The organism is Acinetobacter sp. 826659 (assembly GCF_000588515.1).
GTDB classification, from domain to species: Bacteria; Pseudomonadota; Gammaproteobacteria; order Pseudomonadales; family Moraxellaceae; genus Acinetobacter; species Acinetobacter pittii.
The window spans coordinates 58,299-69,221 of sequence record NZ_JFYD01000003.1 but is presented as its reverse complement, the minus strand read 5'-3'; the positions used below and the strand labels follow the sequence as shown (position 1 = coordinate 69,221).

The window sequence follows — 10,923 nt, the reverse complement described above, 5'->3', positions numbered from 1 at the left end:
AAATTGCCACTAAGTATAAGGATTTTGTGGGGGAGTGGCAAAGGCTTAATCACAGGAATATGTGTTTAGCCGATTTGTTTTCGCCTCAGCCATTCCAAGCCTAACCTGTAACAAAAGCTGGTAAATAAAATCATAAGATAAAAACTATAGATCTTATAAATATGCCACCAAGGAGAAGGGAATGAACCGACAAAAATTAAGCGCGTAATAGGGCTAATCAAAATCCAGATGACAGTTGCGCAGATAAAAATACTTATCAGATTTAAACGATTTTTACGCGCGAGAAAATATGAAGTGATATATGCGAAAGGAATAACCAGAAGGCCATAAAAAAGTAAATAAAATAAGAAATGGGCTAGAAAAATAACTGCAACCGAATAAAGACTAAATTCCGTATTGAAGATGATTATTCCTAAGGCAGATATACTCAACAAAGGGATGGGAGCTAGCGCAAGTGCGCGAATAATCATTTTTTTGTTATATTGAAGCATATTAAAAATTATAGAATCGAGAATAAATTATGCTGAAATTTTGCTGCAAACTCATTGTTTTATCCAGCCTTTTTTGTAGTCCATGGCTATATGCGCAGACTGATGCTGACGAGCAAGATGAATACAACCAATGTGTAGAGCAGACTATTAAAGAAATGCAGCTCGAGAGTATTAATAACATGGTTGTGCATAGTTGCTCTGAACGAGCTAAAAAGACTTATGAAGAAAAAATAGTTGCTCTCATTGATCAGATTCGTACACAAAGCGAAGAATACAAACAGCCAGAACGTTACCAAGATATTTTAAAATCTCAGCGACTTTGGAAAGCTTATGTAGATCAGGAATGTAGTAATGCAGGCTCATACATTGGCTCACCGATGTATTCGTATTGCCCAATGCAAGAGTATGCGGCGCGTGTAAAACAGCTTGAAGAATACGTTAATTAAGACAAATTATTTTAAACGTCACCTCATGACGCCGAGCGTACTCTGCTGGATTAAATTTAAGAATGCAAAATGATATTTTTTAAACGATGCCATAAATGAGTCGTTTGATATGTCTGATCGCATTCGAGAAAAACTACAGATTCTTGCTGATGCTGCTAAATATGATGTGTCTTGTTCATCAAGTGGCAGTGACCGTAAAAATAAAGATAAAGGTTTGGGAGATGCCAGCCATTCAGGAATTTGCCATAGCTATACTGAAGATGGCCGCTGTGTATCTCTCTTAAAAATTCTATTTAGTAATGTATGTATTTTTGATTGCGCCTATTGCGTTTCACGTCGTTCTAATGATGTCCAGCGTGCAGCATTTACGGTGCAAGAGGTTGTAGATTTAACCATTAATTTTTATCGTCGTAATTATATTGAAGGCTTATTTTTAAGCTCAGGCATTTTTAAATCGGCTGATCACACCATGGAGCGTATGCTTCAAGTCGTAAAGAAATTGCGCCTTGAAGAAAACTTTAATGGTTATATTCATCTAAAAACGATTCCGGGAGCATCGCCTGAACTGATTCATGAAGCAGGTTTATATGCTGACCGGATGAGTATTAATTTAGAGATGCCGACCGAGGTTGGGCTAAAAACTTTTGCACCAGAAAAATCACATCAGGAAGTGCAAAAAGATTTAGGTTTGGTCCGTGACAGGCTGATTCAGCTTAAAGATGAGCGACAAATCATTAAGCATGTCCCAAAGTATGTGCCAGCAGGGCAGACCACTCAAATGGTAGTGGGTGCACATCAAGAGTCGGATCAAGATGTTTTGTTTATGGCAGACAAGCACTACAAAGAATTTAAACTCAAACGCGTCTATTTTTCTGGTTATATTCCAATTAATACTGAAAATAATTATTTACCAGCAGTGGGTTCTGCACCGCCACTACTACGGGAAAACCGACTCTATCAAAGCGATTGGCTCATGCGCTTTTATGGTTTTCAGGTTAATGAAATCGTCAATGAAAAACACCCAAACTTAGACCTTGATGTAGACCCGAAATTAAGCTGGGCTTTAAGGCATCCTGAACAGTTTCCAGTAGATTTAAATCGTGCCGACTATCAAATGATTTTGCGTGTACCGGGCATTGGCGTGAAATCGGCCAAGAAAATTGTGCAGGCTCGTCGTTTTGGAAAAATCCATATCGATTTACTTAAAAAACTCGGTGTAGCCTATCAGCGTGCAAAATTCTTTATTCGCTGTGAAGACAGTCCTAAATTCCAAAAAGAATTATCCTCAAGTTTTATTCGGCAGCAGATTTTAACGCAGGGATCTTCGAAATATGTGCAGCAACTCTCGCCACAATTAAGCCTTGGGTTTTAGTTATGTTTAATGATGAAGTAGCTTACTATTTTGATGGTTCGATGGTTGGGCTGCTGAGCTGTGTTTTTCGTGCATTTCAATTTAAAGAATTACAGGTCAGACTCTGCTTGAATGATACGGCTCAACATGGCTTATTTGCCGATAAAATTGAGGTTTCAAATAACGAGCAACATGCAGAACGTGTTTGGTCCGCGCTACAAAAAAAGCTTTCATCTTCTTCATTAAAACAATTCTATTTTGCTTATTTATCTGAATCGTTAGACGCTTATCAGCATTTATTTAATTACTGTATCTATGTGTTTACTAGTCATGTTTCCATAGAAAAAGATTATTCAAATCCTAGTGTCTTAGCGATTGCAAAGTGGACGAAAAAGGTCGGGCGAGAGAAGCATCGGATGGAGGCTTTTATTCGGTTTAAGAAAACCAAAGATGAGCTTTTTTTGAGTTTAGTACGTCCTGATTTTAATGTTTTACCGCTTATTCAGCCGCATTTTAAACGGCGCTATCAAGATCAGCGTTGGCTTATTTATGACGAGCAACGCAAGTTCGGACTGTATTATGATTTACGAGAAATACATGAAGTTTCACTCGAGGCTTCTGAAGTTGACCGCAATTTAAAAAATGGAATGAGTCAAAGCTTTCAGCTTGAGCTTGATGAGCAGGAAGTTTTATATGACCAGCTTTGGAAAGATTATTTTAACAGCGTAAATATTACTGAACGGCAAAATATAAAACTTCATGTGCAATATTTGCCGAAGCGTTATTGGCGTTATTTAAATGAAAAATTGATGGAATATTAAAGTATTAGAATAGTAAGAATAGGTTTAATAAGTTTTCTGATAGTTAAAAGGTATAATTTAAATGCACTTTAAGTGGCTTTGGGCGTATACTTTTGCCCGTTATAAATAACGGCATATCCCCAAAGGTGTACTGTGAGTGTTATACAGCGAGAATGGTTACAGATTTTAAAGCCAAATTTTAAAGTTTTACCCTTAAAAGAACGGTTACTTTGCGGTATTGGAGCGTTGTGTGGTTTAGCAATTTCCTCCTTAATTAGCTGGTATGTTCTCGGTGGAATTAATGCATGGTATATCGCCCCAATGGGTGCCTCATCTGTTCTTCTTTTTGCTGTGCCGACTAGTCCCTTAGCTCAACCATGGAATGTAATTGTTGGTAATACCTTAGCCGGCATAATTGGCGTTGCCTGTGCACAGTGGATTCCGGATTTAACCACGGCTTTTAGTGTGGCTGTGGGTTTTGCTATATTTTTAATGATGACCACCGACTCTTTGCACCCGCCGAGTGGAGCGGTTGCGATTACAGCCGTGCTGGGTGGGTCAGCAATTCATAAGTTGGGCTTTTACTTTATTTTTTATCCAGTTTTACTCAATTCGTTACTTCTACTTGGGTTTGCTGTTTTCTTCAATCGATTGATTGGGCGACATTATCCGGTTACCGCGCATGTAAATGAACGTAGTAAAGACCCAACGCCAACTCAAAAAGTATCAATTCAGCCGAAAGATATTGAGTATGCATTAGGCCATCACACTGAACTTTTAGATATTAGCCAATACGACTTAGAAAAAATCATTTTAGAAGCTCAGGAACATGCCAATGAGCGTATGGTAAATCAATATATCTGTCAGGATATTATGAGCCGTGATGTGATTAAACTACATGAAGATGATGATATTCATCAGGCACTCGATAAGTTTAAACAAGTGAACTTAATGAGCCTACCTGTAGTAAATGCAGAAAACCATTTGGTCGGAACTTTAGCGTTATATGAAGTCGTAGAGTGGTTTAAAGGTGCAGCCGACCCAAGGAATTCTTGGCAGCATTACGTAAAACAAATTATGAGCCGTCGAGTGGTTACCGTACTGCCAACTCAACCTATTCAAGATTTGGTGCCATACTTTGTTGAAAAGTCGTTTAACTACATTCCTGTGGTTGAAGAGCGTAAGCTCGTAGGAATGATCAGCCGTGCAGATATGATTGCTGCATTACAGCAACAGTTAAATCGAAAGCTATAATTTTTAGAATAAAAAAAAGCTACGGTTGATTAGGGGATGCAACCGTAGCGACCAAAGTTATGAATTAACGTACTTGTTCTTCATTTACTGTTCGGACGGATTGTCGATAGCCTTCAATATGTTCTGGCTGTTTTTTCGGAATCACTAACCATAAAACCAGATAAACTAAAATTCCTGGAAAGGCAGCACTCATAATTGAGATCAAAACAAAAATGACACGTAGTAAAGTTACGTTCCAACCAAAACGTTCAGCAATACCACCCATTACACCGGCGATCATGCTGTGTCGGTTCGAGCGATATAAACCAGAACTGGCCATCTAATTCTCCTTAAAGATAAAAGTTACAAGAAGCTATTGCTCTTGCTTAATAAAAATATGGAGACGAAATAACGGGTTTAAAGTCCTTTAAAAAGTAAAATAGTTAAAATATGTAAAGGATTGAAAGGAACGAAACCAACATCTACTAAAATGCACCCTTTCAGGGCTTAAGAGTTTAAAGCGGCAATCAGCTAATACTTGATTTGAAGTGTAAATAGAGCTGTTGCTGTTATCTGTGAATAATGTATATGTCTTTGAAGTGGTCTCGTTTTTCAGTTAAGCATGTGGTTGTAGTGGCTGCGATGTGCATGACACTGAGTGCTTGCGATATAAATCATACCAATTCAAAAGATCATTCAAATACAAGTTCTAGTTCTAATCATGAAGAAAATTTAATAAAAAGTAGTACGTCTATAAAAACATTGGATTATGTCGCTGGACGAACTTTCTTACCTGAAGATACCTCAGATCAAACCCAAAAATTAAACGCAGCCTCATTGCAATATGTAGGGCGATATCATACTCGTATTTCATGCGAGGATGCTTTTGCTGATTGTGAATCAGGCGAAGCAGAGTACATTTTAAATTTATTACCAAATGGGTCGGCTTATTGGAATGTTGTTCATTTTGGTCGTGTGGGAAGTAAGGACGGTGCTAAAAGTGCCGCTGTAAATCAATTATGTCCTACTCTAAATTGGAAAGTGGATGAAAAAGAGCGTGAGTTAACGATTCAATGTCCATTATCTAAAGTTAATTTTTATTTTAATATTGATTCAAATAAAAGATTGGTCACAAATTTAGAAAAATTACTTTATAGCGACTATGGAAAAAATCGTGAATTTTTAGAGCAAAACTATTTTGTTCCAAATCAGGCTTATGTTTTAACTAAAGAATAGATATCCGATAAATATAAAAAAGAGCGCAATATTAAATTGCGCTCTTTTTATTTTATGATTTAAAAATCATTAGTAGTCGAAGCTAAAGTGTTCAACTGGTAATGATGTTAGTGTGCGAGATGTGGTCACCATTGATTCTGCATGACCTTGAGCGCGTGGCAATAAACGATCAAAGTAGAAATCAGCAACTTTGATTTTTGCTTTATAGAATTCAGCAGTTTCTTGGCCGTTACCTGCTTCTAATTTTTCAGAAGCAACCACAGCTTGTTGAGCCCAGAAATAAGCCATCATCACGTAGCCTGAGAACATCAAGAAATCTACAGAAGCAGAAGATACGATGTCGCGGTCTTTACGTGCAGCAAGCATGATACGAACTGTTAAAGTGTTCCACTGAGCACAAAGCTTAGTTAAGTCCCAAGCAAAACGACGTAAATATTTATTACGTGCATGTGCAGCACAGAATTTTAAGATTTCAGCAGTGTATTCACGAACTACTTTACCTTTTGAACTTAACAACACTTTACGACCAATTAAGTCGAGTGCTTGAACACCAGTTGTTCCTTCATACAAAGTCGCAATACGTGCATCACGTGCAATTTGCTCCATACCCCATTCTTTAATGTAGCCATGGCCACCGTAAACTTGCATACCGTGGTTAGCAGCTTCTAAACCAAGTTCAGTTAAGAAACCTTTTAAAATTGGTGTATAGAAACCAAGTTTATCATCGTAGTCTTCAAAAGCAGCTTGATCACCACGTGCTAAAGCATCTGTCATTTTGTCAGCGATTTGAGCAGCGTAGTAAATCATAGAACGACCGCCTTCAGCGATTGCTTTTTGAGTTAACAACATACGGCGTACGTCTGCATGGTGAATGATTGCATCAGCAACTTTATCCGGATCTTTTTTACCAGAAAGCGCACGCATTGACATACGATCTTTGGCATATGGTAATGCACCTTGGAAAGATAACTCAGCGTGTGCAATACCTTGAACAGCAGTACCAATACGTGCTGTATTCATGAAGGTAAACATTGCATGTAGGCCTTTGTTCACTTCACCGATTAAATAACCAGTTGCATTATCAAAGTTGAGTACCGCAGTTGCAGATGCGCGGATCCCCATTTTGTGTTCGATTGAACCACAAGCGACTGTATTACGCTCACCAACACCGCCATCAGCTGTAGGCATGAATTTTGGTACGATGAATAATGAGATACCGCGCGTACCAGCAGGTGCATCCGGAAGGCGTGCAAGTACGATGTGAATGATGTTTTCAGTTAAATCATGTTCACCAGCAGAAATGAAGATTTTTGTACCGGTGATTTTGTAACTACCGTCTGCTTGAGGTTCAGCTTTAGTTTTTACCTGCCCTAAGTCTGTACCACATTGAGGTTCGGTTAAGCACATTGTGCCGCTCCAAGTGCCTTCAACAAGCTTAGGCATGTATGTTTGTTTTTGCTCATCAGTACCGAATTGCAAAATAGTGTTCATACAACCAGAACTTAAACCTGGGTACATGGTAAATGACCAGTTTGCAGTACCCATCATCTCTGATTTAATCAGGTTTAAAGACATTGGAAGGCCTTGACCACCAAATTCTTCTGGGTAAGAAAGACCTTGCCAACCGCCCATTACGAATTGGTCATAAGCTTCTTTAAAGCCTTTAGGAGTAGTTACTTCGCCGTTGTCAAAATGGCAACCTTCTTCATCACCAGATTGGTTAAGTGGCGACAATACGTTTTCACAATAATCTGCCGCACCTTCAAGAATCATATCAACAGTATCTGGATCTGCATTTTCACCATTTGATAAAGTTTTATAGTGAGCAGGGTAATCTAGTACTTCATTCATTAAGAAGCGGATATCGTGTAGCGGGGCTTTATATGCTGGCATGGCTTTAATCCTAATTTTGAATCATTGTGGGATTATCTGTATCGATGATTTGATTATTCACTCACATGATAAAAATACAATGTTAATCGCACCCGAAAGAAATGTCAGAAAAGCGAATTTTGTCGAAAATAAATACACCTGAAATTATAATTTCTGCTACATTCAGGACTTATACTTTTATGTGAAAAAACAACTAATTTTCTTATTTTTAGCAAGTTTTGTTAAAAAGATGAAGCGATAAGGTTTTAAAAAAGGTTATGCATTTAAAATATCTCAGTTTATGTTTATTTAGTTTGGGTTTGACCGCTTGTGCGCAGCATAACCTACGTCCATCGGTAGCATCTACTCAGTTAGATCAAAAAGTCATTCAGGGTATGAATGCAATATATGAATACCCAAGCTATGACTATCGTGGGCATTTTAAAGTTAGTGTTGATCCAAATCAGTCAAAAAAAATAAATAATGTAGAAAAAACAGTGCAGCTAGATGCTGCAGTGCAAAAAAAAGTAGATCAATATTTACGTGAACAAAAAATTAATTTGAATAAAAAACAGAAGCAGGCGCTGTATGCCGCAATTGCAAATGAGCAAGCGGACTCGGGCATTTCTGGTGAATCACGCTCAGAAAAAGTAAACGCCGTATTAATTAATTTATTAAATGATCTTCAATTTAGTTACGATGGTTCGGTTCATTATCGTCAAAAAATGGGGTCTTTAAACCTTACAGCAAGGTATGAAAAACCGACACTTTTGGTACAGGCAAAATTGCCAATGGTACTTGATCTGAAGGATTATAAATTTTACGTTAATTATTTCGGGTTAATGCCTTATCTGGTCAATAAAGATAATCAAAATAATTTAGCGTATGTCGATTTTTCAAAGTATAAAAATCTGTTTACGAATGTCGATATGAAGAAATTCGTTGAATATGCGAAAGCTTCTGGCGCTGTATCTTATCGTTTGGCTGAACCACAAAATTTACAGCGTTTATCAGTTAGTGACGCTGAGCGTAAAGCGGGAATTGTAGAAAAAATTCGTTTAAAAGATACGGTTGAAGCGTTATTGCTACAATCGGAGCTCTATAGTCAGGTCAATGCTAAATATCTGCAAAAAAATGTTTTCGGTTTTGATGAAGAAAAGATTGCCGAAACTATAGCAACTGAATTAGCTGCTTCAGAAGCGAAGAGTAAAGAAGGTAATGCTGATGGGCAAAAAGTTTCTTCTGAAGATGCAGCCGCAGTTAGCCAACAACTTTACTCACTGATTAATGCTCATTTCGGTAATGCTCTAGATTCAGAATATGGTGATGAAGACCAATCAAGTGCAGTTCAAGCTGGTGCAGCCGAAGAGGATGCTTCTGATACGGCCCAAGCCGGAGATGTTGCTGTAGCAGATGCTGAAGAAGTCACACAAGATGAAGAAGTGGCTTCACTTACAGAAGATCAGTGTGTCGAATTACAGTCTCAAAAAAGTTCCGTTGCCTTAGGTGATATTAATTACTGTCAAATTTACGGTATTGATGTGCTTGATCAGAGCGCTGGAAATACCGAAAAAACTCAGATTAAAGCTCGTCAAGCTGCGTTGAAACAAACTTTTGCTGCTTATGATCAAAACCAGTTTGTTGATGATGAAGCATTCAAAGCTCTATGGAACAAGCATAAGGCAGAAATTGAACAAGCTTTACCAAAACAAAGAAATCCGGTTGCGATTGATGTCGGACTGGATGAAAAGGGCCGTTTAGTCAACGCGGATTATGATATTGCGTATACACCAGCTGAATTTAACCATCGCTTTAATATTAAAGCAGACATGCAAATTCTCAATTATGGTAAAGCGACCCCAATTAATCAGCAGCAGCTTAAACAGGCTAAATCAGTTGCAGAGGCAAGCAAAGGTTCTTTATTTGAAAACTTCGTAAAAGGATTTAGTGAAAAACTTGGACAGGGTGATGTTTCTGAGCATCCAGTTGGTGCACATAGCGATGTACAAGATTTAGATTCGAGTCTGGCGCTGTTGGCTAACCAAACTTATGATGCAACACATGCTTATGACAAAACTTATAAGGCTGTGTTTATTGCAAAATTAACTGCCGAAAAACCGTCATATATTAATTATTATTCAGTTCAACAGTTGCAAGAAATTGCCGAGGTTTATGCTTACTGGTTCTCTGAAGAGGAAACCTATAACCCACAAGGTAAAGCTTTAGAACGTATTGAGGCGTTGCAGAAAAAGCATCATCTTGAGCAAGAAGACCAATTTGATAATGACTTAGGCCGAGCTGTGGACCATATTGTGATCACAACAATACAAGGTGAAGCTGGGCGTGAAGCATGGCAAAAACTACAGAAACAATATAAGCAACCTGAACAGCTTTTCTCAAAACAGTATCAATTAGAGTTTGAAAAACAAAATGGTAGTTCTGATGAAGAAAAACATTTGTTGTCAGAAACAGCTGATATTTTAGGTAAAGTTTATGTCGCTGCTCGCAAACAGCAACTTACGGAAAAAACAATTCAGAATTTAAAACCTGAACATAATGAATTTATTGATTATGAGATTTTCCGAGATGTTTATAAGCAGATGGTTGCAGCTAAAAAATAATAGCTGAGATAAAAAAAGAACCTACCCCGTGTAGGTTCTTTTTTTGACTTATAGAAAATCTTTTAATTCTGGCTTTACGCCATTCCAGATATAAAAGGCTTCAATCGCTTGACCAACGAGCATGCCAAAACCTTCTGCATAAGGCACATTGCGTTGTTTCGCTTGATCAAGAAAGCTAGATGGCTTGCCATAGGCCATCTCATAGGCATATTTGAACTCTAGACTTTCTGGTAGTTGTAATGCATCACCAGACAAGCTTGCAGAAGTTGCATTAATTACAATATCAAATTTCCCTTCTAGCTCATTTAGAGAAATTGCTTGTAATTGAGCTTGAGGAACTGCTGCTTTTAAGTCATCTACAAGTTGTTCAGCACGAGCAAGAGTCCGGTTTGCAATCACAATCTTTTTAGCCCCAGCCTGCACAAGCGGGTAAATAACGCCGCGAGTTGCACCACCAGCGCCTAAAATTAAAATTGTTGTATTTTCTAGGTTCCAATCTAAAGCTTGAATTGCGGCAACTAAGCCTTGGCCATCTGTATTGTCACCATGTAATTTGCCATCTTTCATCCAAAGTGTATTTACAGCTTTGGCAATTTGAGCACGTTCAGTCAGCACATCACACAAAGCAAACGCCTGTTCTTTAAACGGCACGGTAACGTTCATGCCACTCCCGCCATTTTCAAAGAAACTACGCATACTCGGCTCAAAACCATCAAGAGGTGCGAGACGTTTTTGGTAGTCTAGGTCAACATCTGTTTTTTGAGCGAAAGCATGATGCAATTCAGGAGAGCGTGATTGTTCGATGGGGTTGCCAATTACTGCAAACTGTTTGGTCATTCTTATATCCAAAATTTTAAAATGGCATGAGGCAGA

At 38.1% G+C, this 10,923-nt stretch carries 10 protein-coding genes; 6 read left to right on the top strand and 4 right to left on the bottom strand.

Annotated elements, in window-relative coordinates:
- Nucleotides 1-65: 65 nt before the first annotated feature.
- On the bottom strand, nucleotides 66-491 hold the full coding sequence (locus J663_RS18855) for a hypothetical protein (RefSeq protein WP_081404664.1): 426 nt from the start codon (nucleotides 489-491) through the stop codon (nucleotides 66-68).
- Between the two features lie 29 nt (nucleotides 492-520).
- Between J663_RS18855 and J663_RS07305 the strand changes: the two genes are divergently transcribed.
- The 4 genes from J663_RS07305 to J663_RS07290 all read left to right on the top strand — a co-directional run bounded on the left by J663_RS07305 (nucleotide 521) and on the right by J663_RS07290 (nucleotide 4,342).
- Nucleotides 521-937: a lysozyme inhibitor LprI family protein gene (locus J663_RS07305; protein WP_033848825.1), complete on the top strand. Its 417-nt coding sequence runs from the start codon at nucleotides 521-523 to the stop codon at nucleotides 935-937.
- A 109-nt stretch (nucleotides 938-1,046) separates the two neighbouring features.
- Complete coding sequence (locus J663_RS07300; protein ID WP_033848824.1) at nucleotides 1,047-2,309, top strand: putative DNA modification/repair radical SAM protein; 1,263 nt, start codon at nucleotides 1,047-1,049, stop codon at nucleotides 2,307-2,309.
- A 2-nt stretch (nucleotides 2,310-2,311) separates the two neighbouring features.
- Nucleotides 2,312-3,109, top strand: coding sequence for a TIGR03915 family putative DNA repair protein (locus tag J663_RS07295; protein WP_033848823.1), 798 nt, complete (start codon nucleotides 2,312-2,314; stop codon nucleotides 3,107-3,109).
- Nucleotides 3,110-3,241: 132 nt separating this feature from the next.
- Nucleotides 3,242-4,342: an HPP family protein gene (locus J663_RS07290; protein WP_032006472.1), complete on the top strand. Its 1,101-nt coding sequence runs from the start codon at nucleotides 3,242-3,244 to the stop codon at nucleotides 4,340-4,342.
- 64 nt (nucleotides 4,343-4,406) lie between these two features.
- On the opposite strand, the gene J663_RS07285 is transcribed toward J663_RS07290, so the two are convergent.
- Entirely contained in the window at nucleotides 4,407-4,661 is a 255-nt protein-coding gene (locus J663_RS07285) for a PspC domain-containing protein (protein WP_002116779.1), read from the bottom strand.
- A gap of 248 nt (nucleotides 4,662-4,909) precedes the next feature.
- On the opposite strand from J663_RS07285, the gene J663_RS07280 reads away from it, so the two are divergent.
- Nucleotides 4,910-5,557, top strand: a complete 648-nt coding sequence (locus tag J663_RS07280; protein WP_081309275.1) for a hypothetical protein — start codon at nucleotides 4,910-4,912, stop codon at nucleotides 5,555-5,557.
- Nucleotides 5,558-5,626: 69 nt separating this feature from the next.
- On the opposite strand, the gene J663_RS07275 is transcribed toward J663_RS07280, so the two are convergent.
- Nucleotides 5,627-7,450: an acyl-CoA dehydrogenase C-terminal domain-containing protein gene (locus J663_RS07275; RefSeq protein WP_002116803.1), complete on the bottom strand. Its 1,824-nt coding sequence runs from the start codon at nucleotides 7,448-7,450 to the stop codon at nucleotides 5,627-5,629.
- Nucleotides 7,451-7,707: 257 nt separating this feature from the next.
- On the opposite strand from J663_RS07275, the gene J663_RS07270 reads away from it, so the two are divergent.
- On the top strand, nucleotides 7,708-10,050 hold the full coding sequence (locus tag J663_RS07270) for a hypothetical protein (RefSeq protein WP_033848820.1): 2,343 nt from the start codon (nucleotides 7,708-7,710) through the stop codon (nucleotides 10,048-10,050).
- 48 nt (nucleotides 10,051-10,098) lie between these two features.
- On the opposite strand, the gene aroE is transcribed toward J663_RS07270, so the two are convergent.
- Complete coding sequence (gene aroE / locus J663_RS07265; protein ID WP_033848818.1) at nucleotides 10,099-10,887, bottom strand: shikimate dehydrogenase; 789 nt, start codon at nucleotides 10,885-10,887, stop codon at nucleotides 10,099-10,101.
- Nucleotides 10,888-10,923: the final 36 nt, after the last annotated feature.